This is a genomic window from Actinomadura luteofluorescens, assembly GCF_013409365.1.
GTDB lineage: Bacteria > Actinomycetota > Actinomycetes > Streptosporangiales > Streptosporangiaceae > Spirillospora > Spirillospora luteofluorescens.
The window spans coordinates 9,044,485-9,068,752 of sequence record NZ_JACCBA010000001.1; the positions used below are offsets into that span (position 1 = coordinate 9,044,485).

Here is a 24,268-nt window from a genome sequence, read left to right on the forward strand (position 1 = left end):
CCGATCCCGCCGACGAGCAGGAGGGGCTTGCGGACGCCGAGCCGGTCCGACAGCTGGCCGTACGCCACGAGGTTCGCGCGGTCCCACCGACAGCAGGATGAAGAAGCCGGACGACATCCCGTAGTGGGACATGATCGCCGTCGCGACGGCGCCGTCATGATGGTGGCGCGCGCTCGCCATCGTCCGGTCAACGTAGACCCGCAAAGTCGAAATGGCAATAAGTTCGACTGGTGAAACCGACCGGTCGGTATGACTACGTTTACATGCGGTTACCCCCTCGGCGATGGCCGCCGCTGTGCCCTCGCGGTGTGCCTCGACCGCATGCGACGCTCGCCATCCTGCGCAATGCCGACCGGACGGTACACGGCAGATCGGGGGCGGTTTCCGGCGGAGCCCGGAGTGGTCCATCGAGGGCGTTCATGCCGTTTTGGTCCAGGTGGACCAGCGCGCCGCTGACGTGTGTGACATGCCACGGGGCTCGGGCGCTGTGGAGAGTGGAAACCGGATCACGGCGGCGCCGGCGGGCTGCGAGGAGGGGAGCCCGCGCGTCGACGGCGCGGACCGGTGGCAGGCCGGGGCCGGACGGTTCCGCGGCGCCGGGGCGGACGCCGCGGGACCGTCCGGCCCCTCGGCGTCCCCGCCCCCCGGCCGACGGAACATTGACGGCGGGCCGCGGCGAAAATAAGGTGAACCGACCGGTCGGTATGTGCGGAATTTCCGGCGCCCGGCCGTTCCTGTCGCCGTCGCGGGCCTTCTCGGAGCAATGCCATGATCCTCAGCACGATGCAGGACTTTCCGCTGTCCGTCGCCGCGATCCTGCGGCACGGCGCGCGCGTCTACGGCCGCAGCGAGTGCGTGACGTGGACGGGCGGCGGTGCGCCCCGGCGCGCGACCTTCGCGCAGATCGCCGGCAACGCCGAGCGGCTGGCGTCCGCCTTGGCGAGGCTGGGGGTCCGCCCCGGGGACCGGGTGGCGACGTTCTGCTGGAACAACCAGGAGCACCTGGAGGCGTACTTCGCGGTGCCCGCCATGGGCGCCGTGCTGCACACGCTGAACATCCGGCTCTTCCCCGAGCAGCTCTCACACATCATCAACCACGCCGACGACCAGGTCATCATCGTCGATGACAGCCTCGTCCCGCTCCTGGCGCGCGTCGTGCACGAACTTCCCGCCGTGGAGGCGTTCGTGGTCGTCGGGGACGGCGACGCCTCGGCCCTGGAGGCCAACGGGAACGGGGCGCCCGTCCTGCGCTACAGCGAACTGCTCGCCGCGGAGGAGCCCGGGTACGCCTGGCCGGCGGTGGACGAACGCTCCGCCGCGTCCATGTGCTACACCAGCGGCACCACGGGCGACCCCAAGGGCGTCGTGTACTCGCACCGCTCCACCTTCCTGCACGCGATGGCCGTGCAGTCGGCGTCGCTGGTGGGCATCACCGAGGCCGACCGCGTCCTGACGATCGTGCCGATGTTCCACGTCAACGCCTGGGGCCTGCCGTACGGGGCGTTCCTGTCCGGGGCGACGCTGCACATGCCGGGGCCGTTCATGCAGCCGGAGCACCTGGTGAGGTTCGTCGCCGCCGAGCGCAGCACGCTGGCCTCGGCCGTCCCGACGATCTGGAACGGGATCCTGTCCCTCGGGGAGCGGGAGGAGATCGACCTGTCGTCCCTGCGGGCGGGAACCTCCGGCGGCGCCGCCGCGCCCCGCGTCCTGCTGGAGCGCTTCGAGCAACGGTACGGGCTGCGCATCATCCAGGGCTGGGGCATGACGGAGACGAGCCCGCTCGGCGGCATGGCGTTCCCGCCGCCCGGCGTCGAGCCCGGCACCGACGAGGACATGTACTGGCGGCTGAAGTCCGGCCGCGTCGCCGCCGGCGTCGAGATGCGCATCGTGGACGACGCCGGCGCCGAGCTGCCGTGGGACGGCGAGTCCGTCGGCGAGATCGAGGTGCGCGGGCCGTGGATCACCGGCGCCTACCACCGCGACCCCGCGCCCGGGAAGTTCGACGACGGCTGGCTGTGCACCGGCGACATCGGCACCATCGACGACCGCGGCTTCTACCAGATCACCGACCGCGCCAAGGACGTCATCAAGTCCGGCGGCGAGTGGATCTCCTCGGTGGAGCTGGAGAACCACCTGATGGCCCATCCGGCCGTCGCGGAGGCCGCCGTCATCGGCATCCCCGACGCCCGCTGGGACGAGCGCCCCCTCGCCTGCGTCGTCCTGCGCCCGGAGGCGTCCGCCGCTCCCGCGGAGCTGGCGTCGTTCCTCGCGGACAAGGTCGCCCGCTGGCAGGTCCCCGAGTACTGGACGTTCCTGGAGGAGATCCCTAAGACCACCGTCGGGAAATTCGACAAGAAGCCGCTGCGCGCCCGGCACAAGGACGCGGCGCTGGAGATCGAGCGGGTGGAGCGCTGACGGGCGGTCCTCAGTTCTCCAGGCCGTGGAGGAACAGGTCCACGTAGTGCTCGCTGATGGCGGCCGTCTTGAGGCGGCCGCCCGGGCGGTACCAGGCGCCGATCTGGTGGACGGTCCCGAAGAAGAAGTGGACGGCGATGTCGGCGGGCGTCTCGGTGCGGAACGTGCCCTCGCGCTGGCCCTCCTCGACCAGGGCGCGGAAGCGCTCGTGGTAGCGGCGCCGCTCGGCGCGGACGGCCTCGCGGCGGTCGCGGGAGAGCAGGTGCGTCGAGCGGAAGAAGACGGTGAAGTCGTCCAGGTAGAGGAACGAGGTGTTGAGGACGTCGACGGCGGCGGCGCGGAGCCGCTCGGCGGCCGTGCCGGGGCCGTCCGCGATCTGCTCCAGCCGGGACGTCTGCAGGCCGAGGAGCCGGTGGTAGATCTCGTAGAGGAGGTCGTCCTTGGAGCCGAAGTAGTGGTACATGGCCCCCTTGGTCACGCCGGCGGCGTTCACGATCTCCTGCACCGAGGTGCTCTCGAAGCCCTTCTCGGCGAACATCCGGGTCGCCACGGCCAGCAGCCGGTCGGGCAGCGGCAGGGTGCCGGGGATCCGGCCCGCGGGCGCCTGCGCCATCACTCCACCTCCGTCCGGGAACTCCCGGGTCTCGCGCCGCCCCGGCGCGGCCGCCCGCAGATCGCGGATCAGCCTACCGCCCGATGAGGATCCGCCGCGGTGGGCGCGGGGCCCGCGCGGATCGGCTGTTGACCGCGGCGCCCGGTGATTCTATCTTCATAAAATCCGACCAGTCGGTATGTGTTTTTTGGCCTCGGGGGATTCGCGCTGATTCATCGGCGAGGTGAGGCGACGTGTCCGGCTCCTCCGCGATCCTGGAACTTCGAGAGGTGACCGTCCGCTTCGCCGGGCTGGTCGCACTGGACGGGGTATCGCTCACGGCGCCCCAGGGCCGGGTCACCGGGGTGATCGGCCCGAACGGCGCGGGCAAGACGACGCTGTTCAACGTCGTGTGCGGGTTCGTCCGCCCGGAAGCCGGCGAGGTGCGCTGGCGGGGCCGGGTCCTCGGCCGCCACCGGCCGCACGACCTGACGAGGCTCGGCATCGCCCGCACCCTCCAGGGCCTCGGGCTGTTCCCGGGGCTGACCGTGCTGGAGAACGTGATGGTCGGCGCCGACCCGCACGCCAGGGCGGGGTTCTGGAGCGGGCTGTTCGCGCTGCCGCGCGCCGACCGCGACGAGGCGGCCCTGCGCGAGCGGGCCATGGCCCGGCTCGCGGAGCTCGGCGTCGCGGGCGAGGCCGCCCGGCTGCCGGGGCAGTTGCCCTACGGCGTGCAGAAGCGGGTCGCGCTGGCCCGCGCGCTCGTGGCCGAGCCCGGCCTGCTGCTGCTGGACGAGCCCGCCGCCGGACTGTCCGCGGCCGAGATCGACGAGCTGGCCGGGCTGATCCGCGGGCTGCGCGGCGGGCCCGGCGTCGTCCTCGTCGAGCACCACATGGACCTGGTCATGGGCGTCTGCGACCAGGTCGTCGTGCTGGACTTCGGCAGGGTCATCGCGAGCGGCCCGCCCGAGCGCGTGCGCGACGATCCGGCCGTCCTCGACGCCTATCTCGGCGAGGAGGTCACCGGTGCTTGAGGTGAAGGGCCTCACCGTCGCCTACGGCGCGGTCCGCGCGCTCGGCGGGGTGGACCTGTCGGTCGACGAGGGCTCGGTGACCGCGGTGCTCGGCGCGAACGGCGCGGGGAAGACCACGCTGTTGCGCGCCGTCTCCGGTCTCCTGCGGCCCCGGTCGGGACGCGTCGCGCTGGACGGCGCCGACATCACAGGGCTGGCGGTCGAGGAGATCGTCCGGCTCGGCGTCGCGCACGTCCCGCAGAACGGCGGCGTCATCACCGAGCTGACCGTGCGGGACAACCTGCGGCTCGGCGGGCTGTGGCGGCGCGACCGGGCGGCCCTCGCGCGCCGGGTCGCCGAGATGTACGAGCTGTTCCCGCCGCTCGCGCAGCGCCGGTCCCGCCTCGCGGCCACCCTGTCCGGCGGTGAGCGGCAGATGCTCGCGCTGGCCCGGGCGCTCACCGGCGCGCCGCGGCTGCTGCTGGTGGACGAGCCTTCGCTCGGCCTCGCGCCGCGCGTGGTCGCCCAGCTGATGGCCGTGCTGCGGCGGTTGTCCGACGAGGACGGCCGCACCGTTCTGCTCGTGGAGCAGAACGCTCGCAGCGCGCTTTCGGTCGCCGACCGCGCCGTCGTCCTGGACCTCGGATCCGTCGTGGCGGACGAGACCGCCGCCGCCATCGCCGCCGACGACCGTCTCCGCCACGCCTACCTGGGGTTCTGATGGTGCGCTTCCTCAATCTCACGCTCGCCGGGATCACCTCCGGGGCGGTGTTCGCGGCGGTCGCGCTCGCCCTGGTGCTGATCTGGCGCTCCACCCGCGTCGTGAACTTCGCGCAGGGCGGCATGCTGATGTTCACGACGTTCCTCGCCTGGAGCGTCATCGACGCGGGCGGCTCCTACTGGCTCGCGCTCGGCGCCGCGCTGGCGTCCGGGCTGGTGCTGGGCGCGGTCGTCGAGCGGGTCGTGGTCCGGCCGGTCGAGGACAAGCCGCCGCTGAACGCGGTGATCGTCACCCTCGGCCTGCTCGTGCTGCTCCAGGCGGCCGCGGGCATGATCTGGGGCGACACGCCGCACTCCTACCCGCCCGCCTTCACCATCAGGGGGTTGTCCGCCGGCGGGACGCGGCTGCTGCTGTCGCCGTTCGACCTGTTCGTCATCGGCGCCGTCGCCGCGGTCATGGTGCTGCTGACGCTGCTGTTCGTCCGCACCGACCTCGGGCTGCGGCTGCGGGCGTCGGCGTTCGCGCCCGAGATCGCCCGGCTGCAGGGCGTGCGCGTCGGCCGGATGCTGACCCTCGGCTGGGCGCTCGCCGCGCTCGTCGGATCCCTCGCCGGGGTGCTGATCGCCCCGTCGGTGTTCGTCGGGCCCGCCCAGTTCGACGCGATGCTCGTCTTCGGGTTCACCGCGGCCGTGATCGGCGGGCTGGACAGCCCCGCGGGCGCCGTCACCGGCGGGCTGCTGCTCGGCTGCGCCCTCAGCTACGTGTCCGGCTACCTCGGCTCGGAGCTGGTCGCCCTGGGGGCGCTCGCCGCCCTCATCACCGTCCTGATGATCAGACCGAACGGCCTGTTCGCCGCGAGCACCGGACGGAGGGTGTGACCCCGTGACCGCGCCCGTGCGAAGCGCCCTGCGCCGCTCCACCCTGACCCGGCACGCGGCCTGCGCCGCCCTCGCGCTCGCCGCCCTGTACGCCCTGACCACGGCCGCCGCCCCCTACCGGGACCTGCAGATCGCGCAGGCCGCCTACCTCACCTGCGCGGTCGCCGGCCTGACGGTGCTGACCGGGCTCGGCGGGCAGATCTCCCTCGGGCACGGCGCGTTCATGGCGGTCGGCGCCTACACCGCCGCGCTGGTCATCGGGCACTGGGGCTGGCCGCTCGCGGCGGTCCTGCCGGCGGCGGCCGGGGCCACCGCCGCCGCGGGCGCGGTGGTCGGCGCCGTCGCCGCCCGGCTGCACGGCCCCTACCTGGCCGGCGCCACCCTCGCCTTCGCCGTCGGGCTGCCCGGGCTCGCCAACTACGAGCCGCTCACCGGCGTGCTCGGCGGCCAGAACGGGCTGACGATCGTCCCGCCGGTCCCGCCCGCCGCGCTCGGCGAGGCGTTCCCGCTGGAGCGCTGGCAGGCGTGGATCTGCTGCCTCGGCGCCGTCGTCACCCTGTTCCTGCTCGCCAACCTGACCCGCGGCCGGTTCGGGCGGACGCTGCGCGCCAGCCGCGACGACGAGATCGCCGCCGCGCTCAGCGGGGTCCGCGTGGCCCGGCTGCGGATCGCCGCGACCGTCGTCTCGGCGGCCTGCGCCGGGCTCGCCGGCGGGCTGCTCGCCGTGGTCGCCACGCTGGCCGCGCCGGGCGCCTTCCCGCTCACGCTGTCCCTCCAGCTCATCGCCGCGATCGTCATCGGCGGGCTCGGCAGCCTGCCGGGCGCCGTGTGGGGCGCGCTGATCCTGGTCTACGTGCCGACCTGGGCGGCGGACCTGTCGTCCTCGTCCGGCCTCTCCCACGACATCGCGTCGAACCTGCCCCTCGCCATCTACGGCCTCGTCCTCATCGTGGTGACGCTGGCCTTCCCGCGCGGCGTCCAGGGCGGGCTGCGCGACCTCGGCGGCGCCGTCCGGCGCCGCGCACGCGGGAGGCGCGACCGGGCTCCCGGGCCGCGCGCTCCGGCGCCGAGCGACACATCGGGGCCCACCACAACGCACCCAGGAGGAGCAGATGAAGCGACCCCGGACGAGGCGGGCGCTCGCCCTGACGACCGCGGTGACGCTGGCGGCCGCGGCGAGCGGCTGCGGCGGTGACGGAGGGGGCGGCGGGTCGGCGGCGCCCGGCGTGACCGCCACCACCGTCACGATCGGCAGCCACCAGCCGCTGACCGGGCCCGCCGCGCCCGGGTACAGCGCCAACTCCGCGGCGTCCAAGGCGTTCTTCGACTACGTGAACGCGAACGGCGGCGTGCACGGACGCAAGATCGTCTACAGGTACGTCGACGACGCCTACAACCCGACGCAGACCGTGAGCGTGACGCAGAAGCTCGTCCTCCAGGACAAGGTCTTCGCGATCTTCAACGGGCTGGGCACGCCCACGCACTCCAAGGTGGTCGACTACCTGAACGCCCAGCGCGTCCCGGACCTGTTCGTCGCGTCCGGCTGCGGCTGCTGGGACCGGCCGGACGAGCACCCGCAGACGTTCGGCTGGCAGGTCGACTACATCCGCGAGGGCAAGATCCTCGGCGACCACGTCAAGAAGGCCTACGCGGGGAAGAAGGTCGCCTACTTCTTCCAGAACGACGACTTCGGCCAGGACGGGGTGAAGGGCCTCGACAAGTACATCCCCAAGGACCAGGTCGTCTCCCGGCAGTCCTACCAGCCGGGCAGCACCGACATCGGCGCGCAGGCGCAGGCGATCGCGCAGTCCAAGGCGGACGTCGTCGTGATGTTCAGCATCCCCACGTACACGGCGCTGTTCCGCCTCGCCTCGCTGAAGCTGAACTTCCAGCCGACGTTCGTCGTCAGCAACGTCGGGTCCGACCCGATCACCCTCACGGGGCTGCTGGAGAGCTTCGCGAAGAAGGGCGGCAGCGAGGTCGAGGGCAGCCCGCTCATCCAGGGGATGGTGACCGACGGCTACCTCGCCGCGCCGGGCGACGCCGCCAACAGCTGGACGGCGCTGTTCAAGAGGATCCACGGCCAGTACATCCCGAAGCTGCCGTTCAACGGCAACATCGTGTACGGGATGTCGGTCGCCTACACCTTCGTGCAGGCGCTCCAGGCGGCCGGGAAGAACCCGACCCGCAAGGGCATCGTGGAGGCGCTGGAGAAGTCGCGCTTCACGGGTCCGGGCGTGGTCCCGTTCGCCTACGGCGCGGATTCGCACGCCGGGTACACCGGGGCGGTCATCGGCACGATCAAGGGGCAGAACGTCGTGCCCCAGGGGCAGCCGCTGACCACCGACGACGGTGACGGGCCGATCCAGCCCTACACGGCCCCGCAGCCGCAGGCGCCCGCGGGCGGCGTCCCCGCCGCGGGCTGACGGGTTCCCGCCGTCCCGCGCGCTCCGGCGTGGGACGGCGCGGCCCGCCCGGCCGCCGCCCGCCTCAGGCGCGGACGACCTCCGGGCCCGCGGCGGCCATGTCGGCGGCGAGGTCGGTGTCCAGGCCGCTGTCGGTGATCAGCACGTCGATGTCGGCGAGGTCGCCGAACCGCACGAGGTGGTCATGCCCGATCTTGGTGCGGTCGGCGAGCAGCACCCGCCGCCGGGACGAGGCGATCATCGCCCGCTTCACGGCGGCCTCGGCCTGGTCGGAGGTGGTCAGCCCGCGCTCGATCGAGCAGCCGTTGGTCGCCATGAACGCCACGTCCACCCAGAGGTCGGCGAGCGGGCGCAGCACCCAGTCGTCCACCGTGGCGAGCGTGCGGCCGCGCACCCGCCCGCCGAGGATGATCACGGTGAGGTTGGGGCGGGTCGCCAGCACCGCGGCGTGCGGCGGAGAGTTCACGATCACGGTCAGCTCGCGGTCGGTCGGCAGCAGCTGCACGAACCGGGAGGTGGTCGTCCCGGCGTCCACGATGACCGAACCGTCGGCGGGCAGCTCCTCCAGCGCCGCCTTGGCGATGCGCTGCTTCTCCTCCGTCATCACCGCGTCCCGCGCCGCCAGCTCCGGCTCGAAGCCGAGCCGTTCGACGGGCATCGCGCCGCCGTGCACGCGCCGGACCGTTCCGGCCCGCTCCAGCACGGTCAGATCGCGGCGGATCGTCTCGGTCGTGACCGAGAACTCCTCGGCGAGCGCGACCACGTCCACCCGGCCCTTCGAGCGCGCCAGCGCAAGGATCGCCTGCTGCCGTTCCTCGGCGTACATGACCGTCGTCCCCACCTGTTCCATCTACGTCCCGGTGCGTCCATTGTGCCGGGGCCGCCGTGCCGGGGCTCGCAGGACGGTCAGGCGGGCTGCTCGGCGTCCAGATCGCGGGCGAGCAGGCCCGCGAGTTCGTCCAGCGCGCCGGCCGCCCCGTCCCCCTCGGCGGACAGGGTCACCTCCGTCCCGTGCCGCGCGCCGAGCGACAGCACGCCGAGGATGCTGCTCGCGTTGACGGGCGCGCCGTCCCCGATCCGGATGGTCACCGGCACCGGCTGGCGCGCCGCCGCCTGGACGAACAACTGCGCGGGGCGGGCGTGCAGCCCCTGCGCCGCGGCGACGACGACGTTTCGTTCGGACATGGCCGTCTCCTTCAGGGTTCGATCGTGACCTTGATGGCGGCGCCCCGGGTGACCAGGTCGAGGGCGTCGTGCAGGGCGTCCAGCGGGAGCCGGTGGGTGATGAGGTCCTCGACGGGGACCCGCCCGGACCCGATCATCTCCAGCGCGCGGGCGTTGTGCGCGGGGCTCGACCCGTTCGCGCCGACCAGGGACAGCTCCCGGTAGTGGACGCGGTTGGCGTCGACGGGGACGACCGGGTCGTCCTTGGGCAGGCCGCCGAACAGGCTGACCCGGCCGCCGGGCGCGACGAGCCGCTGCGCCAGGCCCTGCGCGGCGCCCGACGCCGCGGCGGTGATCGCGACGTCGGCGCCGCGCCCGCCGGTGCGTTCGAGGATCTCCTCGACGACGTCGACGGCGCCCGCGTCGAGCGCGGCGTCCGGCTTGACGAGCGCGGCGGCCCGCTGCAGCCGCTCGGCGTTGACCTCCACGAGGAAGACGCGGGCGGCGCCGCGGGCCCGCGCGACCCGCACGTGCAGGCAGCCGACCGGACCCGAGCCGAACACCACGACGTCGTCGCCCTCGCCGACCCGGGCCAGCTCCTGCCCGTTCAGCACGCAGGCGAGCGGCTCGGCGACCGAGGCCTCGGCGAACGAGACGCCGTCCGGGATCCGGTTCACCCCGTCCACCGCGAGCACCTTCGCCGGGACGATCATGTACTCGGCGAACCCGCCGTCGTAGTGGTAGCCCATCGACTCCTGCGCGGCGCAGACCGTCATCCGGCCGCGGCGGCACTCGGCGCACCGCCCGCACGGGATCGCCGCGATCACCTGGACGCGGTCGCCCGCGGCCCAGTCCCCGGCGCCCGCCCCGGCCTCGACGACCTCGCCGGCGATCTCGTGGCCCATCACCCGCGGCGGGACGATGTGGTGGTGCCCGAACCGGGAGATCTTGACGTCGGTACCGCAGGTCGAGCAGTTGCGGACGCGGATCTTCAGCTCGCCCGGGCCGGGCTCGGGTTCGGGGGCGTCCTCCAGGCGGATGTCGGCGGGGGCGTAGAAGCGGGCGACCTTCATGCGGTGTGTCCCTGTCCTGTCGGTTGCTCGTCCTCGGCCGGCGGGGCGAGCAGGGCGAGGACCTGCTCGGCGCCGGTGGCCTCGCGCAGCGCGCGGGCCCGGTCCGGGTCCATGAGGACCTGGGCCAGCTCGGCGAGGATCTCCATGTGGCCGTCGCCGCGCGCCGCGATCGCGATGCAGACGGTGACGGTCTCGCCGTTCCAGTCCGTCCCCTCCGGGAAGCGGACGACGGCGAGGGCGTCGCGGTGGATGAGGTCGCGGCCCCCGGACGTGCCGTGCGGGATCGCCACGCCCTCACCGAGGTAGGTGGAGATGGAGCGTTCACGCTCCAGCATCGCGTCGATGTAGCCGGGCTCGACGGCGCCCGCGTCGACGAGCACCTGCCCGCAGACCCGGACGGCGTGGTCGCGGCCGCCGGCCCGCGCGTCGAGCCGGATCGCGTCCGGGGCGAGCAGGCCGGCGGCGCCGTCAGGCATCGACCTCACCGCCGTCCTTGATCGCCTTGACCAGCCGGTCGACGGCGGGGTCGCCGAGGTAGACCTCGAACGGGATCACCGGTGTGCCGCCGGCGCCGCGCCGGGCGCGGGCCGCGAGCCCGGTGTGGCAGACGACCACGTCGGCGTCCGCGGGGATCGCGTCGACGGGCGTGTGCTCGACCGCGACGTCCTGCTTGCGCAGCGCCTTGCGGAGCTGCCCGGCGAGCATGACGCTGCTGCCCATCCCGGCGTCGCAGGCGATGACGAGTTTGCGGATGTCCTTGCCGTTCATCGTGGTGCGCCTTCCGTCAGTGGGCGGTCGTTTCCCGGGCCGCGCCGTCGGCGGGCTCCTGCGGGCCGGTCTGCTCGTCGGTGCTCTCCTTCGTGGCGCTCTTGTCGGCGGCGCTCTCCTCCGCGGCGCCCTCCCCCTCGCCGGCCGCGGGGTCGCCGTCCTCCGGGTCGGACTCGGCCAGCTTGCCGAAGCCGAGCAGGGCGGCGCCGACGCCGAAGGAGACGGCCGCGGAGGCGACCAGGCCGGTGTAGACGCCGACCCAGTTGCCGGCGCCGCGGGGCGTCTGCGCGAGGTAGGCGAAGATGCTGCCCGGCGACGGGGTCGCCACGAGCCCGGCGCCCGTGGCCACGAAGATCGCCACTCCGGTCACGCCGCCCGCCATCGCGGCCAGCATCATCCGCGGCTTCATCAGGATGTACGGGAAGTAGATCTCGTGGATGCCGCCGAAGAAGTGGATGACGGCGGCCGCCGGGACGCTCGGGCGCAGCCGCCGCGGCCCGAAGAACCAGTAGGCGAGCAGGACGCCGAGACCCGGCCCCGGATTGGACTCCAGCATGAACAGCACGGACTTGCCGTGCTGTGCGGCTTCCTGGACGCCGAGCGGCCCGAGCACCCCGTGGTTGACGGCGTTGTTGAGGAACAGCACCTTCGCCGGCTCGATGAGCAGGGAGGTGAGCGGCAGCAGGTCGTGGTCGACCAGCCATCCCACGCCGTCGCCGGCCCATTCGGTGAAGGTGTTCATGACCGGGCCGATGACCCGGTTGCCCGCGACGGCCATCGCGGCGCCGACGATCCCGGCGGAGAAGTTGTCGACCAGCATCTCGAACCCGGTCCGGACGCGGTCCTGCACGAGGCCGTCGAACAGCCGCAGCAGGTACGCGGCGAGCGGCCCGGTGATCATCGCGCCGAGGAACATCGGCACCTCGGCGCCGACGACGATGCCGACGGTGGCGACCGCGCCGACGACGGCGCCGCGCTGGCCGTGCACCATCCGGCCGCCGGTGTAGCCGATGAGCAGCGGCAGCAGGAACTTGATCATCGGGTCGACGAGCTCGCCGAGCTCCTTGTTCGGCAGCCAGCCGGTCGGGATGAACAGGGCGGTGATCAGGCCCCAGGCGATGAACGCGCCGATGTTCGGCATCACCATCGCGGCCATCCGGCCGCCGAGCCGCTGGATGTTCGCGCGGATGCCGCTCCCGGCGGGCTCCGGGGTGTAGGTGGTGGCCATCTCGGCCTCCTGTCGTTCGGGGGGTGGGGGTGGGTGCTGCGGTGTCAGGTGGGCAGGGGACGGGCGAGGTCGGGTCGCGGATGGATGCGGACGATGTCGCGCCGCACGTCGGAGGCGCCCGGCATGCGGCTGGCGGGCAGCCGCACGGCGGCCGCGCCCCAGGCGAGGCCTTCGGCGAGCGCGCGGGGCCCGCGGGCGCCCGCGGCGAGGAACCCGGCGAGCAGGGCGTCGCCGGCGCCGACGGTGCTGCGCGGATGGGCGACGGGCGCCTCGCCGGTGAGGACGCCGTCGTCGTCGACGAGCACCGCGCCCTGCGCGCCGAGGCTGACCAGGACCGCGCGGGCCCCCCACGCCCGCAGCTGCCCGGCCGCCTCGACCGCGTCGGCCACGGTGTCGACCGGGCCGCCCGCGGCCTCCGCGAGCTCCTCCCGGTTGGGCTTGACCAGGTCGGGCGAGGCGGCGACGGCGGCGCGCAGGGCCGGGCCGCTGGTGTCGACCGCGACGCGGACGCCGCCCGACGCGAACCGGCGGCACATCCGCGCGTAGGTGCCGTCCGGGACGCCGGGCGGCAGGCTGCCGCAGCCGACGACCCAGCTCGCGGAGCCGGCCGCGGCGGCGACCGCGGCGGCGGCCTCGTCCAGTTCCCCGGCCGACAGCGGGCCGCCGGGCTCGTTCAGCTTGGTGACGACGCCGCCGGGCTCGACGATGGTGACGTTGGACCGGGTCCGCCCGTGGGCGCGGACGGCGTGCACCCGCATGCCCTCGGTCTCCAGCAGCCGGCGCAGCTGGTCGCCGTCCGCGCCGCCCACCGCGACCACGGCGGCGGACGCGACGCCGTTGGCCAGCAGCGCCCGGGACACGTTGACGCCCTTGCCGCCCGGGTCCAGCCGCGCGGACCGGGCCCGGATGACCGCGCCGCGGGTCAGCACGTCGACCTCGATCGTGCGGTCGAGGCTCGGGTTGAGCGTCACCGTCACGATCATGCGCCGACCGCTCCGGGCTCCATGTGGCTTCCCTTCTGTTTGAGTTGGTTTCTCTTGTTTTAGTTCCGTTTTCTCTCCGGGTCAAGAGCGAACGGGCCGTCATGGTCGTCCCGTCCGATGGCGGGAAGGATGATCCGTGGTGGGCGGGGCGATGCGCGAGGCGGGAGGGGCGGCGTGAGCCGGAGCGAGGCGGTCGCGTCCGGGACGGAGGGCGAGCGGGACGGGGGACGGGCCGCGCCGGCCGCGCGGGAGATCGCCGCCGGGCTGGCCGTCCTGGTGGTGTACCGGGTGTTCACCCACGCGTTCAGCGGGGACCGCGGCGCGCACGGCGCGGCAGGCACCGGTACCGGCGGCGGCGCGCAGACTGGGGCGCTCTGATGGCCTGGTCGGTGGGCTTCAGCCTGCTCGCGGCGTTCCTGTTCGCCGCGGCGGCGGCTCTGCAGTACCGGGCCGCGAGACGGGCCGTGCACGGCGTCTCGGACGCCTCCGCCGCCCACGGGCTGATCCGCCGGCTCGTCCGCGACCCGGTGTGGCTGACCGGATGGGGGGTCAACCTCGGCGGGTTCTGCGCGCAGGCCGTCGCGCTGCACTTCGGCTCGACGGCCGTCGTCCAGCCGCTGCTGGTCACCCAGCTGGTCTTCACGATCGTGCTCGGCACGATCGGCACGGGACGCCCGCCCGCGCGCCTGGACCTGCTCGGCGGCATCGCCGTGTCCGCCGGCCTCGCCGTCCTGTTCACGGTCCCGGGAGCGATCCCGCCGCAGGGCGAGCCTTCCCGGCCGCGGATCCTGCTCGCCGGGCTCGTCGCCGCGCCGATCGTCGTCGTGCTGTCCCGGGCGGCGTGGCTGCGCAAGGGCCCGGTCCGGGCCGCGCTGCTCGGCGTCTGCGCCGGCCTGTGCTTCGCGGCGACCGCCGTCCTGATCAAGCTCACCACCGCCGACCTGGTCGACCGCGGCGTCGCGGCCACCGCGGTGGACTGGCCCGGCTACGCGCTGGCGGGCAGCACGCTGCTCGGCCTGGTCATCGAGCAGCGGGCGTTCGCGGCCGGATCGCTGCCCGCCGCCATGACCGCGATGACGATGACGAACCCCATCGCGTCCTACCTCGTGGCCGCCTTCGCCTTCCAGACGCTGCCGCCCCGGACGGCCGCGGCTTTCACGGCCCTGTCGTTCAGCGTGCTCCTGCTCACCGCGGGCGTCGCGCTGCTGTCGCGGTCCGCGCACGCGTCCCGCGAGGGCGATACGGTGCCCGAACCCTCCTGAAAGGATCCTCCGTGATCACCCGACGCGCCCTCGTCCTCGGCGGGCTCGGCGGCCTCGGAGCCGTCGCGGCCACGGGCGGCACCGGCTACGCGCTGGTGGAGAGCGGGACCGTCCCCGGCAAGGTCCGGCTGGACCGCGCGCTCGGCAGGTGCGGGGACGTCCCGGCGCCGCCGCCCGCGTCCGTCCGGACCGAGACGATGACCTGGCGTTCCGCGCATCGCCGGACGACCGTCACCGCGACCGTCGTCCCGCCCGCCGCGAACCGGTCGCCGCGCGGCCTGCCGGTGGTCGTCGCCCTGCACGGCACCGGCGAGGACGGCTCCTCCCTCGTGCGCGGCCTGGCCCTGGACCACTACCTGCCCGACGCCGTCGCCAACGGCGGCGTCCCCCCGTTCACGCTGGTGAGCGTGGACGGCGGGTCCTCCACCTACTGGCATCCCCGCGCGAGCGGCGACGACCCCGTCGGCATGATCGTGGACGAGCTGCTGCCGCGGCTGCGGGAACGCGGCGCCCGCACCGGCCGCGTCGGCGCCATCGGCTGGTCGATGGGCGGCTACGGCGCCCTCGTGCTGGCCCGCCGCCTCGGCCCCGCCCGCACGGCCGCCGTGGTCGCCGCGTCCCCGGCCCTGTTCGCCTCCTACCAGGACGCGGCCGCCACCAACCGCCGCTCGTTCGACGATGCGGCGGACTACGCCCGCAACGACGTCTTCGCCGCGCCGGACGAGCTGAGGGGCGTCCCGCTGCGCGTCGACTGCGGCACCAGCGACCCGTTCGCCGACCGGGTGCGCGAGTTCCGCGACCGGGTCCGCCCCGAGGGCGGGCTGGGGGACGGATGTCACGACGCGGCCTTCTGGCGGCGGCAGCTCCGCCGCGAACTGGCGTTTCTCGGGCACCGCCTGGGCGCCCGCTGACCACCTGGGAACTTCGGCGGTACCGGGCATGATGGCGTCATGAGCGACACCCCGGCCCGCACCGAGATCGGCGACCGGGCGGCCTACGCCGCCGCCGTCCAGACCGCCGTCGCGGCCTCCGCCGCCTACTACGGCGAGGGCGACTCGCCGCTCGACGACGACGCCTTCGACCGGCTGGTGCGCGGCATCGCCGCCTACGAGGCCGAGCATCCGGACGAGGTGCTGCCCGAGTCCCCGACGGGCAAGGTCGCCGGGGGAGCGGTGGTCGGCGACGTCCCGCACACCGTCCCGATGCTGAGCCTGGACAACGTGTTCTCCGCCGAGGGCCTGGAGACGTGGGCGGCGCGGCTGGCCCGCAGGCTCGGCCGCGAGGTCGCGGAGTGGAGCGTGGAACCGAAGCTCGACGGCATGGCGATCTCCGCCCGGTACCGCGGCGGGCGCCTCGTCCGGCTGGTGACGCGGGGCGACGGCGCCGCCGGGGACGACGTCTCGCACTGCACCGGCATGATCCTCGGCCTGCCGGGACGCCTCGCCCGGCCGCTCACCGTGGAGCTGCGCGGCGAGGTGCTGATGACGCGGGCCCAGTTCGAGGCCGCCAACGCCGCCCGCGTCGCCGCCGTGGGGTCGACGTTCGCCAACCCGCGCAGCGCCGCCGCCGGGTCCCTGCGCACCAGGGACCACCCCTACAAGGTGGAGATGACCTTCTTCGCCTACGGTGCCCTCCCGCTGGACGGCACCGACGGCGAGACGGCCGGGCTCCTGCGCGACCTGCCGCACAGCCAGGTCATGGAGCTGGTCGCCGGCCTCGGCGCCAACACCACCGCCGCGACGTCCGCCCCGGGGATCGTCGCGACGTCGATCGGCCGGGTGCTGGAACGGGTCGAGGAGATCGCCGCGCTGCGCGCCGGGCTGGACTTCGGCATCGACGGCATCGTGATCAAAGCGGACGCGGCGGCCGACCAGGCCGACGCCGGCCTGTCCTCCCGCGCCCCGCGCTGGGCGATCGCCTACAAGCTCCCCGCGGTCGAGAAGATCACCCGGCTGCTGGACGTGGAGTGGAACGTCGGCCGCACCGGCGTCATCGCGCCCCGCGCCGTCCTGGAACCGGTCGAGGTGGACGGCTCCACCGTCACCTACGCGACCCTGCACAACGCCGCCGACATCGGGCGGCGCGGCCTGATGATCGGCGACCACGTCACCGTCTACAAGGCGGGCGACGTCATCCCGCGCGTGGAGGCGCCCGTCGTCCACCTGCGCACCGGCGAGGAGCGGCCCATCGAGATCCCGGCGGCCTGCCCGCGCTGCGGCGACGGGATCGACGCCTCCCAGCAGCGCTGGCGGTGCGTGCGGGGGCGCGCCTGCCACGCCGTCGTGTCCCTGCGCTACGCGGTGGCCCGCGACCAGTTCGACATCGAGGGCCTCGGCGAGGGTCGCATCGACCAGCTCATCGCCACGGGGCTGATCAGCGACTTCGCCGACCTGTTCACCCTCACCCACGACCAGGTCATCGCCCTGGAGCGGATGGGCGAGACCAGCACCACCGCTCTTCTCGCCGCGATCGAGGGCGCCAAGGCCAAGCCGCTGAGCAAGGTGTTCTGCGCGCTCGGCGTGCGCGGCACCGGCCGGTCGATGTCGCGCCGCATCGCCCGCCACTTCGGCACGATGGACGCGATCCGCGCCGCCGACGCCGAGGCGTTCCAGGAGGTCGAGGGCGTCGGGCCGGAGCGCGCCGCGGTCCTGGTCGCCGAGATCGCCGAGCTGGCCCCGCTGATCGACAAGCTCGCCGCGGCCGGGGTCACCATGACCGAGCCGGGCGCCGCGGGGCCCGCCGCGCGGGAGGCCGGGCAGGCCGGGGCCGGCGCCGCGGCCCCCCTGACCGGGATGTCGGTGGTCGCCACCGGAGCGATGACCGGCCCGCTCGGCGGCCTGTCGCGGAACCAGGTGAACGAGCTGATCGAGCGCGCCGGCGGCACGGCGTCCTCGTCGGTGTCGGCCCGCACGTCCCTGCTCGTCGCGGGGGAGAGGGCCGGGTCCAAGAAGGCCAGGGCGGAGGCGCTCGGCATCGAGATCGTCACGCCGGAGGAGTTCGCCGCCCGCGTCGCCGCCTTCCTGTGAGCCGCGGCTACGCCGTCCGTTCGGCGCGGCCCGTCCGCACCAGCCAGCTCAGCATCAGCATCAGGTCGAGCCGGCCGTCCGGCTCGGTGAACCGGCCGCCGGTCAGCTCGGTGATGCGGCGCAGCCGGTACCGGACGGTCTGCTCGTGGATGTGCAGCCGCTCCGCGGCGATCACGGCGTTGTCGCCGCACTGCAGGTAGGTCAGCAGCGTCTCGGCGAGCGGCTGCCGGCGCGCCGGCGGCAGCTCCAGCAGCGGCCCGAGGGCGGCCTCGGCGGTCGCGCCGACCAGCTCGTCCGCCGCGAGCGTGGCCAGGGCCGCGATGTGGTCGGCGCACCGGAAGGGGCCGTCGCCAGGCAGCAGCCCCCGCTCCGCCAGGGTCAGGGCGTTGCGGGCCCAGCGCAGCGACACCGCGCCCTGCCCGATCGGGACGGTCGGGCCGAGCGCCGAGGTGCCGAGCCTGCGCAGCGCCGGCCACAGCCGGTCCTGGCCGGGGCCCTCCGGGTCGGGCACCACGAGGAAGGGGATCGGCGCCTCCCAGTCGGCCAGCACGGCGGGCGGCAGGATCCGGGCCCCGGCGGGCGCCCCCGCCGGCAGCGCCACCAGCGCGATGCTCTTCGGCAGCTCCCAGCGGGCGGCGACCGCCAGTTCGGAGATCGCCTCGTGCCCGGGCGGGGGCTCGGCGACCAGCAGGTCGCGGAGCCGGTCGCGGCGGCGCTCCCGCTCGGTCGCCAGCTGGCCCTGCTCGCGGGCGTAGCCCTGCGCCGCGGCGTCGGCGGCCCGTGCCAGCAGCAGGAACAGCGAGTCGGTGAGCCGGCCCAGCGTCTCGCGCGACCAGCCGAGCCGGTAGGCGTCCTTGATGAACCGGCGGCAGGCGACCTGGCTGCTCACGCGCATCGCGTTCTGCAGCGCGGCCAGGCTACGGCCGTGCCGCGCCTCCTCCTCGCCGAGCCGCATGTACAGCTCGGTGATCCTGCGCGGGTCCGAGGTCGGATGGTCGACGGAGTCCACGAAGAACGCGACGGTGTCGCTGACCGTCCGCTCCACCTTCCGGGCGTACTCGCCCCCGTCGGCGCTCGCGTACTCGGGGACCTGGTCGCGGATCTCCCGCTCCATCTCGTCCACGGCGGCCTGGAGGTGCTGCCGCAGCACGTCGGGCAGCTCGGCGGGCATCGGCCCATCTGTCATCCGTTGTCCGATCGGCGGGGTGGGTTCGGGCGAATCACCCTAGGCAAGAAAGCGAACGCTGTCATCACCGCCGGGAGGGAGGTCAGGGGTGGACGGGCTGCGCCGTGGAGGCGGCCGTGGAGGCGGCCGCGGGGACCGCGGGGGACCGCCGCCGCGCCGTCAGGCGGCGGCCGAGGTTCTGCGCCGGCCGTTCGACGTAGCGGTGCGCCAGCGCCGCCGAGGTGAGGACGGTCGCCAGCAGCACCACGCCCCAGGCCGCCCGGACCGGCGCCGACAGCCCCCAGGTGTCGCGTCCGGCGGCGTGCCAGATCGCCTGGATGACCAGCGGGTGCAGCAGGTAGACCGAGTAGCTGACCAGGCCGAGCCACACCAGGACGCGCGGCATGGAGCGGTTGCGCAGGGCGAGGCCGCCCAGGAACGTCAGCCACGCGGCGCCCACGGCGATGGACCAGTCCGGCCCGAGGGGGTTCGGGTTGGCGTGCAGGGCCCAGCTGGTCGGGGTGCGCATGCCCGCCGTCAGCGACAGGACGGGGACGATCGCCACCATCGCCGCGGCGGGCCAGAGCCGGAGCCGCCCGTCGTGGATGCCGCGGATCGCGGTCCCGGCGAACATGGTGGCGATGATGCACAGGCTCTCGATGGCGCCGATGCGGCTGTTCAGCACGAGCAGGACGAGGGCCAGCACGGCCACGACCGCGACGCCCGTCCGCCGCAGCCCGCGGCGCCGGCTGACCATGGCGGCCAGGCCGCCGGCGAGCAGCAGCGCGGCGGCGAGGATCGTCCCGCCCGGCCAGCGGGAGGCCAGCAGCCCGGACGGCAGCGCGACCCCGAGGATGGCCGCGCCCACGCCGAAGCCGAGGGCGACCCGCGCGCTGGCGCGGTGCACGCCGGCGACGAACATCGCGGTCACGAGCAGGTAGAAGACCATCTCGTAGGACAGCGTCCAGAACACGTTGACGACGTTCGGGACGCCCAGCAGGTCCTGGAGCATCGTCAGGTGCGCCAGCGCCGACGCCCAGGGCCGGTCGCCGATCGCGGCGGGCAGCCCGTAGGAGAGCCCGGCCGCGCCGAGCAGCAGGGCCAGCACCACCGACACGCCCCACGCCGGGTACAGCCGGAAGAACCGCCCGGCCCAGAACTGCCGGACGCTGCCGCGCCGTTCCAGGGAGAACGGCACCACGTAGCCGCTGACGAGGAAGAACACGAAGACCCCGTACCGGCCGAAGTCGAACCACGGGCCGGTCGCCCGGCGGACCTCGGGCAGCAGCACGTCCAGGGAGTGCTCGAACACCACCACCAGGGCGGCGAGGCCGCGCAGCGCGTCCAGCCAGCCCATGCGCGCCTTCGCCCGGGGAGCGCCGATCGTCGTGTCAGGGGTCGGGGTGTTCGTCGGCATCCGGGCCACCATAGGGGCCGAACCGTTACCGTTTCTAACGGGCTAATGAGATTTCTCTTAATCGCGGCAGCCGCTGCCTGACACAGCGTCACGGGCCGGGGACGCCGGATGAGCGGCGAGAGCAGGGCAGGCGCGGCGAACCGGAGGGCTCCGCCGGGCCCGGCCCGGCGGGGAAAATGTGATCTAATCCACAGTTCGCGTCAGCGGACGGCGACGGCGCCGTACAGGACCGGCTTCTCGCCCGGACCGGCGGGCCCTTCGCCGGGCAGCGGCGTCACCCCGGGCGGCAGCGGGCGGAACGGCCCGAGCAGCCGCGCGATCTCGGCGCCGCCGCGCGGGTGCACCGGGACCGAGGTCCCCTCGCGGTAGAGCCGCGCGGCCTCGGTGACCGGGCCGGGGGCGAAGTCGGCGGTGGCGTGCGAGACGACCAGCGCGCTGCCGGGCGCCGTGGCCGCCGCGAGGTCGGCGACGAGGTCCCCGGCGCCGGGGACGAAGTGCAGGACGCAGGAGAACACCAGCGCGACCGGTTCCGCCGGGTCGATCAGCCGCCGCACCTCGGGGCTGCCCATGACCGCGGCCGGGTCGCGGATGTCGGCCCGCAGCGCCGCGACGTTGCCGCCGTCGACGAGCAGCGCGCGGGCGTGGGCGATGACGAGCGGGTCGTGGTCGACGTACACGACGCGGGCGCCGCCGGCGCGGCCCGCGGCCATCTGGTGCAGGTTGTCGGTCCTCGGCAGGCCGCAGCCGAGGTCGACGAACTGCCGCACGCCGCGTCCGGCGAGCAGCGCCACGGAGCCGGCGAGGAAGCGGCGGGCGGCGCGGGCGGCGGCCGCCGCCTGCGGCAGGAGCCGCAGGATCCCCTGGGCGAGGTCGCGGTCGGACGCGTAGTTGTCCTTGCCGCCGAGGAGGTAGTCCTGGACGCGTGCCGGACCCGGCCTGTGCAGGGCGAGCGGGGTGGACTCCGGCGCCCTCGTCCCGGCCATGGGCATGGTGCTTCACCTGTCGCCTTCACCAGAGGGGATCGGTGCAATGGCTCACTTACGACGGTAGGCGGCCGCGGCGGGCCCGGGGGCGGCCGCGGCCGGTGGACCGTCCGAAACCCACCGGACACATGGCCGCATGGGGCCATCCGGGTTTGGCGCACCCCCGCCCGGTTCTGCGGCGGGCGATCGCGGCGCCGGTGCGTCCGCGCGCGGGCACCGGCGCGCGACTGGCCTTTTCCGGCCATGACAAGCACTTAACCGAAGACGCCGATTCGCAGTGGAGGGCCCTCCGGGTCACCGTCCGGGGTCGCGCCACATGAGCCAGACCGGCGGGCACCCCTTGCCCGGCAGCGGCAGCTCGCGCGTCACCCGGAAGCCGAATCGCTCGTAGTAAGGGACATTCCGCTCCTTGGACGACTCCAGGTAGGCGGGTAGACCTTCGGTATCGCAGCGGTCGAGCCGTGACCGCAGCAGTGCCGCGCCCAGGCCGTTGCCCTGCGCGGGGGGATCGGTGCCGAGTACTGCCAGGTACCAGTGCGGCCCGCGCGGGTGGTGCTTCTCGATCGCGCCGAGGGTGCGGAGGGTGGCGGGTGTCCTGGCCCCCAGGATGCGCAGCAGCGGCAGGGCGTGGGCCGCCTGCAACCTCAGGGGCACGCTCCACATGCCGGGCGGGTCCCACAGCGCGGCGGCCTCTGCATCGTCCCCGCGCCCGGTGGTCTCGACGGCCCCGTGGGGGAGGTGCACCCGCCGCAGCAGGATGCCGAACAACGCGGTCATCCGCCGCACGCGGGAGGCGTCGTCAGGCAGGAGCCAGCGCCACACCGGGTCGTCGTCGAAGGCGCGCCCGAGGACGGTCGCGATCGGTGCGGCGTCGGCGTCGTCCGCCACGCGGACGAGGGGGGACGAGCGGGGCTCGGACGTCATGGCGCGGCCTCCTCGGGGACGCGCCGATCCTCACCGGGGGCGCGGCCCCGAGTCAAGCGGGCTCACGCGCGGCAGCGGCGCTCGGCCCGCGACTTGGCCAGTTCCTCCAGGACGAGCGAGGCGCCGATCCCGACCAGCCAGGTGTCCTTCGCCAGCGGGATGCCCTGCGGGGAGGGGCGCAGCCCGCCCTCCTGCCGCGTGCCGGGCAGCCGCAGGTACAGGCCGGTCAGCCCGGCCGAGAACGCGGTGAGCGCGGCGCCCGCGATGAGGGAGGGCACCAGCGGCACCAGCAGCGCGGTGCCGAGCGCGACCTCCGCCCTGCCGAGCGTGCGGGTGAAGTCCCGCGGGTCCTGCGACTCCAGGAACGGGTAGGCGGCCTTCGCCGTCCCGTGGGTCTCTTCGGCCGCCGCGTCCAGTCCCTGGAGCTTCGACAGGCCCGAGTTCAGGACGAACGCGCCGACGGCCAGCCGGACGGGCATCTGGTGAGCGCGAGCAAGAAGACGCATCGTGTCCCCACAAACAGTCGGAAGACCGGGCGCAGGGCATCATTCCCGCCGATTCGCCTCTACACCCGATCGCCGGGTCAAGTCTCGTCATGCCGGCGCGGGAGGTTGTCTACCGCGCGGGGAGCAGGCGCCCAGGCGGCGAATGCCGCCGGTGGGGCAGCCGGAAAGCCTCCGGACGGACGACGACGCCCCCGGTGCCGCCGCTGCACGATCGGGACGTCGTCGAGAGAACCGGGAGAGCTGAGATGTCGACCGTCCAGTCGCGGCCGGCGGCCGCCGGGCAGTGGTGGCGGCCGCGGCCGCCGGTCCGCAAGACCGTCACCGTCGTGCACGTCGTCGCCTCCGTCGCGCTGCTGGGGGAGGTGTGGGGCCTCGTGCTGCTCAACCTCACCGCCGCGCTGACCGACGACGCGACGCTCGCGCATTCCGCCTACCGCCTGATGGGCGTGCTGGTGTTCGGGGGAGGCATCCCGCTCAGCCTCACCGCCCTGGTCACCGGCGTCGCGCTCGCCATCGGCAGCGCGTGGGGCCTGGCGCGGCACTACTGGGTGCTCGCCAAGCTGGTGCTGCTGATCGCCGTGATCCTCGCCGGGATGCTGCTGTTCACGCCCGGGGCGATGGCGGACGCGACCGCGGGCGGGGCGCCCGCGGCCGCCGGGCGGCAGTGGGAGCAGGTCGCGGTGGTCTCCTGCCAGCTCGCGATGCTGCTCACCGCCACCGCACTGTCGGTGTTCAAGCCCCGCGGCCGCGTCGGGCGGCGGCGCGCCCGCTCATGAAGCGGGCCGCCCGTCAGGCAGGCGCTCGGCGACCGCCCGCAGCGCCTCCACGCACGCCCGGACCGCCGGCCGGTCCGACCCGGCCTGCCACGTCGCGTAGATCTTGCGGCGGATGGCGGGCCTGGTCGCGACGATGCGGACCCCGTGCGGTACCGGGTCGCGGCCGAGCCGGGGGATGAGCGCGGCGGCGAGGTCGGCCGCCACGAAGGCCAGCTGGGTCGGGTAGTCGGCGACGTTGCAGACGATGTCGGGCTCCACGTTGTGCTCGCGCAGCGTCTGCACGAGCTGCTGGTCGCAGGTGCCGCCCGCCGTCCACGAGGCCCAGCGCATCCCGCGCAGCTCGTCCAGGGCGACCGCGCGGCGCCGGGCGAGCGGGTGTCCGGCTGGCAGCGCCAGGTCGATGACGTCGGACGACAGCAGGACGTTCGACACCGACGCGGGGAACGGCGTGACGAGGGTGTCCCAGCTCTCGACGACCGCGACGTCGATGTCGCCGCGCGCGAGGGCGGGCAGGATGTGCTCGGTCTCCGCCTCCAGCAGGGTCGGGGTGAGCCCGGGGTGCCGCTCGCGCAGCGTGGTGAGCGCGGCGGGGAGCACCGAGCGCGCCGCCGTCACGAACGCGCCGAGCCGCAGCGGTCCGGCGGCGGCCTCGCTCAGCCCGTCGAGCTCGGCCGCGGCGGCGGCCAGCTGGGCCATCACCCGCTCGGCGTGCCCGGCCAGGACGTGCCCGGCTCGAGTGAGCCGGACGCCCCTGCCCTGCGGTTCGAGCAGGGAGTGGCCCGTCTCGCGTTCCAGCTTGGCGAGCTGCTGCGACACCCCCGAGGGCGTCACGTGCATGGCCTCGGCGGCGGCCGCGATCGACCCGTGCACGGCCACCGCGTGCAAGGCGCGCATGCGCTCAACGTTGAGTGTCACAGTAGCGATGTTACCGGTTTTAGCTTAAAAACA

General features: G+C 74.3%; 25 protein-coding genes. 11 read left to right on the forward strand and 14 right to left on the reverse strand.

Features of this window, described 5'->3' with window-relative positions; translation table 11 throughout:
- Positions 1-768: 768 nt before the first annotated feature.
- A complete protein-coding gene (locus BJY14_RS41580) occupies positions 769-2,415 on the forward strand; it encodes a long-chain fatty acid--CoA ligase (protein ID WP_218905830.1) in 1,647 nt (548 codons plus the stop codon).
- A gap of 10 nt (positions 2,416-2,425) precedes the next feature.
- On the opposite strand, the gene BJY14_RS41585 is transcribed toward BJY14_RS41580, so the two are convergent.
- Positions 2,426-3,028: a TetR/AcrR family transcriptional regulator gene (locus BJY14_RS41585; RefSeq protein WP_179848609.1), complete on the reverse strand. Its 603-nt coding sequence runs from the start codon at positions 3,026-3,028 to the stop codon at positions 2,426-2,428.
- A gap of 233 nt (positions 3,029-3,261) precedes the next feature.
- Between BJY14_RS41585 and BJY14_RS41590 the strand changes: the two genes are divergently transcribed.
- From BJY14_RS41590 to BJY14_RS41610, 5 genes are read left to right on the forward strand one after another with little or no spacing between them, the layout of a single operon-like run.
- Positions 3,262-4,041: an ABC transporter ATP-binding protein gene (locus BJY14_RS41590; protein ID WP_179848610.1), complete on the forward strand. Its 780-nt coding sequence runs from the start codon at positions 3,262-3,264 to the stop codon at positions 4,039-4,041.
- The gene (locus BJY14_RS41595; RefSeq protein ID WP_179848611.1) at positions 4,034-4,741 is read left to right on the forward strand and encodes an ABC transporter ATP-binding protein; all 708 of its coding nucleotides are present in this window, start codon (positions 4,034-4,036) and stop codon (positions 4,739-4,741) included. Before BJY14_RS41590 ends, BJY14_RS41595 begins: the two co-directional genes overlap by 8 nt.
- Positions 4,741-5,619 carry a branched-chain amino acid ABC transporter permease gene (locus BJY14_RS41600; RefSeq protein ID WP_179848612.1) on the forward strand — a complete coding sequence of 293 codons (879 nt, stop codon included), beginning with the start codon at positions 4,741-4,743 and terminating at the stop codon, positions 5,617-5,619. Before BJY14_RS41595 ends, BJY14_RS41600 begins: the two co-directional genes overlap by 1 nt.
- Before the next feature lie 4 nt (positions 5,620-5,623).
- Positions 5,624-6,814: a branched-chain amino acid ABC transporter permease gene (locus BJY14_RS41605; protein ID WP_179848613.1), complete on the forward strand. Its 1,191-nt coding sequence runs from the start codon at positions 5,624-5,626 to the stop codon at positions 6,812-6,814.
- Positions 6,732-8,045 carry an ABC transporter substrate-binding protein gene (locus tag BJY14_RS41610; protein WP_179848614.1) on the forward strand — a complete coding sequence of 438 codons (1,314 nt, stop codon included), beginning with the start codon at positions 6,732-6,734 and terminating at the stop codon, positions 8,043-8,045. Before BJY14_RS41605 ends, BJY14_RS41610 begins: the two co-directional genes overlap by 83 nt.
- 64 nt (positions 8,046-8,109) lie before the next feature.
- Here the strand turns inward: BJY14_RS41610 and BJY14_RS41615 are convergent, their stop codons facing one another.
- The 7 genes from BJY14_RS41615 to pfkB all read right to left on the reverse strand — a co-directional run bounded on the left by BJY14_RS41615 (position 8,110) and on the right by pfkB (position 13,261).
- On the reverse strand, positions 8,110-8,871 hold the full coding sequence (locus BJY14_RS41615) for a DeoR/GlpR family DNA-binding transcription regulator (RefSeq protein ID WP_179849965.1): 762 nt from the start codon (positions 8,869-8,871) through the stop codon (positions 8,110-8,112).
- A gap of 80 nt (positions 8,872-8,951) precedes the next feature.
- Positions 8,952-9,230 carry an HPr family phosphocarrier protein gene (locus tag BJY14_RS41620; protein WP_179848615.1) on the reverse strand — a complete coding sequence of 93 codons (279 nt, stop codon included), beginning with the start codon at positions 9,228-9,230 and terminating at the stop codon, positions 8,952-8,954.
- Between the two features lie 11 nt (positions 9,231-9,241).
- Positions 9,242-10,282, reverse strand: coding sequence for a zinc-dependent dehydrogenase (locus tag BJY14_RS41625; protein WP_179848616.1), 1,041 nt, complete (start codon positions 10,280-10,282; stop codon positions 9,242-9,244).
- Positions 10,279-10,758, reverse strand: a complete 480-nt coding sequence (locus tag BJY14_RS41630; protein ID WP_179848617.1) for a PTS mannitol transporter subunit IIA — start codon at positions 10,756-10,758, stop codon at positions 10,279-10,281. Before BJY14_RS41630 ends, BJY14_RS41625 begins: the two co-directional genes overlap by 4 nt.
- Complete coding sequence (locus BJY14_RS41635; RefSeq protein WP_179848618.1) at positions 10,751-11,050, reverse strand: PTS lactose transporter subunit IIB; 300 nt, start codon at positions 11,048-11,050, stop codon at positions 10,751-10,753. Before BJY14_RS41635 ends, BJY14_RS41630 begins: the two co-directional genes overlap by 8 nt.
- A 16-nt stretch (positions 11,051-11,066) precedes the next feature.
- Positions 11,067-12,278, reverse strand: a complete 1,212-nt coding sequence (gene mtlA, locus BJY14_RS41640; RefSeq protein WP_179848619.1) for a mannitol-specific PTS transporter subunit IIC — start codon at positions 12,276-12,278, stop codon at positions 11,067-11,069.
- A 44-nt stretch (positions 12,279-12,322) separates the two neighbouring features.
- Positions 12,323-13,261 carry a 1-phosphofructokinase gene (pfkB, locus tag BJY14_RS41645; RefSeq protein ID WP_179848620.1) on the reverse strand — a complete coding sequence of 313 codons (939 nt, stop codon included), beginning with the start codon at positions 13,259-13,261 and terminating at the stop codon, positions 12,323-12,325.
- A 174-nt stretch (positions 13,262-13,435) separates the two neighbouring features.
- Here pfkB and BJY14_RS41650 point away from each other — a divergent pair, with 174 nt between their 5' ends.
- Genes BJY14_RS41650 through ligA form a run of 4 tightly spaced genes read left to right on the forward strand, consistent with a single transcriptional unit; the run spans position 13,436 to position 17,549 of the window.
- Positions 13,436-13,639 carry a hypothetical protein gene (locus tag BJY14_RS41650; protein ID WP_179848621.1) on the forward strand — a complete coding sequence of 68 codons (204 nt, stop codon included), beginning with the start codon at positions 13,436-13,438 and terminating at the stop codon, positions 13,637-13,639.
- The gene (locus BJY14_RS41655) at positions 13,639-14,523 is read left to right on the forward strand and encodes a DMT family transporter (protein ID WP_179848622.1); all 885 of its coding nucleotides are present in this window, start codon (positions 13,639-13,641) and stop codon (positions 14,521-14,523) included. Before BJY14_RS41650 ends, BJY14_RS41655 begins: the two co-directional genes overlap by 1 nt.
- Positions 14,524-14,534: 11 nt before the next feature.
- Positions 14,535-15,434, forward strand: a complete 900-nt coding sequence (locus BJY14_RS41660) for an alpha/beta hydrolase (RefSeq protein WP_218905831.1) — start codon at positions 14,535-14,537, stop codon at positions 15,432-15,434.
- Between the two features lie 39 nt (positions 15,435-15,473).
- Positions 15,474-17,549, forward strand: a complete 2,076-nt coding sequence (ligA, locus tag BJY14_RS41665; protein WP_179848623.1) for an NAD-dependent DNA ligase LigA — start codon at positions 15,474-15,476, stop codon at positions 17,547-17,549.
- A gap of 7 nt (positions 17,550-17,556) precedes the next feature.
- Here ligA and BJY14_RS41670 read toward each other — a convergent pair whose 3' ends face one another.
- The 5 genes from BJY14_RS41670 to BJY14_RS41690 form a co-directional block, all read right to left on the reverse strand.
- Positions 17,557-18,720 carry a PucR family transcriptional regulator gene (locus BJY14_RS41670; RefSeq protein WP_218905832.1) on the reverse strand — a complete coding sequence of 388 codons (1,164 nt, stop codon included), beginning with the start codon at positions 18,718-18,720 and terminating at the stop codon, positions 17,557-17,559.
- A 97-nt stretch (positions 18,721-18,817) separates the two neighbouring features.
- Positions 18,818-20,131: an acyltransferase family protein gene (locus BJY14_RS41675; RefSeq protein ID WP_179848625.1), complete on the reverse strand. Its 1,314-nt coding sequence runs from the start codon at positions 20,129-20,131 to the stop codon at positions 18,818-18,820.
- Positions 20,132-20,331: 200 nt separating this feature from the next.
- Positions 20,332-21,114, reverse strand: a complete 783-nt coding sequence (locus BJY14_RS41680; protein WP_179848626.1) for an SAM-dependent methyltransferase — start codon at positions 21,112-21,114, stop codon at positions 20,332-20,334.
- A 294-nt stretch (positions 21,115-21,408) separates the two neighbouring features.
- Complete coding sequence (locus BJY14_RS41685) at positions 21,409-22,038, reverse strand: GNAT family N-acetyltransferase (RefSeq protein WP_179848627.1); 630 nt, start codon at positions 22,036-22,038, stop codon at positions 21,409-21,411.
- A 62-nt stretch (positions 22,039-22,100) separates the two neighbouring features.
- Complete coding sequence (locus BJY14_RS41690) at positions 22,101-22,544, reverse strand: hypothetical protein (RefSeq protein ID WP_179848628.1); 444 nt, start codon at positions 22,542-22,544, stop codon at positions 22,101-22,103.
- 245 nt (positions 22,545-22,789) lie between these two features.
- Here BJY14_RS41690 and BJY14_RS41695 point away from each other — a divergent pair, with 245 nt between their 5' ends.
- A complete protein-coding gene (locus BJY14_RS41695; RefSeq protein ID WP_179848629.1) occupies positions 22,790-23,320 on the forward strand; it encodes a DUF2269 family protein in 531 nt (176 codons plus the stop codon).
- Here BJY14_RS41695 and BJY14_RS41700 read toward each other — a convergent pair.
- On the reverse strand, positions 23,315-24,235 hold the full coding sequence (locus BJY14_RS41700; protein ID WP_312879725.1) for a LysR family transcriptional regulator: 921 nt from the start codon (positions 24,233-24,235) through the stop codon (positions 23,315-23,317). The genes BJY14_RS41695 and BJY14_RS41700 overlap by 6 nt on opposite strands.
- Positions 24,236-24,268: the final 33 nt, after the last annotated feature.

Coding starts and splice junctions, on each gene's coding strand:
- BJY14_RS41580 (WP_218905830.1), top strand. CDS start 769: ATGATCCTCAGCACGATGCAGGACTTTCCGCTGTCCGTCGCCGCGATC.
- BJY14_RS41585 (WP_179848609.1), bottom strand. CDS start 3,028: ATGGCGCAGGCGCCCGCGGGCCGGATCCCCGGCACCCTGCCGCTGCCC.
- BJY14_RS41600 (WP_179848612.1), top strand. CDS start 4,741: ATGGTGCGCTTCCTCAATCTCACGCTCGCCGGGATCACCTCCGGGGCG.
- BJY14_RS41610 (WP_179848614.1), top strand. CDS start 6,732: ATGAAGCGACCCCGGACGAGGCGGGCGCTCGCCCTGACGACCGCGGTG.
- BJY14_RS41615 (WP_179849965.1), bottom strand. CDS start 8,871: ATGTACGCCGAGGAACGGCAGCAGGCGATCCTTGCGCTGGCGCGCTCG.
- BJY14_RS41620 (WP_179848615.1), bottom strand. CDS start 9,230: ATGTCCGAACGAAACGTCGTCGTCGCCGCGGCGCAGGGGCTGCACGCC.
- BJY14_RS41625 (WP_179848616.1), bottom strand. CDS start 10,282: ATGAAGGTCGCCCGCTTCTACGCCCCCGCCGACATCCGCCTGGAGGAC.
- BJY14_RS41630 (WP_179848617.1), bottom strand. CDS start 10,758: ATGCCTGACGGCGCCGCCGGCCTGCTCGCCCCGGACGCGATCCGGCTC.
- BJY14_RS41635 (WP_179848618.1), bottom strand. CDS start 11,050: ATGAACGGCAAGGACATCCGCAAACTCGTCATCGCCTGCGACGCCGGG.
- mtlA (WP_179848619.1), bottom strand. CDS start 12,278: ATGGCCACCACCTACACCCCGGAGCCCGCCGGGAGCGGCATCCGCGCG.
- pfkB (WP_179848620.1), bottom strand. CDS start 13,261: ATGATCGTGACGGTGACGCTCAACCCGAGCCTCGACCGCACGATCGAG.
- BJY14_RS41655 (WP_179848622.1), top strand. CDS start 13,639: ATGGCCTGGTCGGTGGGCTTCAGCCTGCTCGCGGCGTTCCTGTTCGCC.
- ligA (WP_179848623.1), top strand. CDS start 15,474: ATGAGCGACACCCCGGCCCGCACCGAGATCGGCGACCGGGCGGCCTAC.
- BJY14_RS41670 (WP_218905832.1), bottom strand. CDS start 18,720: ATGCCCGCCGAGCTGCCCGACGTGCTGCGGCAGCACCTCCAGGCCGCC.
- BJY14_RS41675 (WP_179848625.1), bottom strand. CDS start 20,131: ATGCCGACGAACACCCCGACCCCTGACACGACGATCGGCGCTCCCCGG.
- BJY14_RS41680 (WP_179848626.1), bottom strand. CDS start 21,114: ATGGCCGGGACGAGGGCGCCGGAGTCCACCCCGCTCGCCCTGCACAGG.
- BJY14_RS41685 (WP_179848627.1), bottom strand. CDS start 22,038: ATGACGTCCGAGCCCCGCTCGTCCCCCCTCGTCCGCGTGGCGGACGAC.
- BJY14_RS41690 (WP_179848628.1), bottom strand. CDS start 22,544: ATGCGTCTTCTTGCTCGCGCTCACCAGATGCCCGTCCGGCTGGCCGTC.
- BJY14_RS41695 (WP_179848629.1), top strand. CDS start 22,790: ATGTCGACCGTCCAGTCGCGGCCGGCGGCCGCCGGGCAGTGGTGGCGG.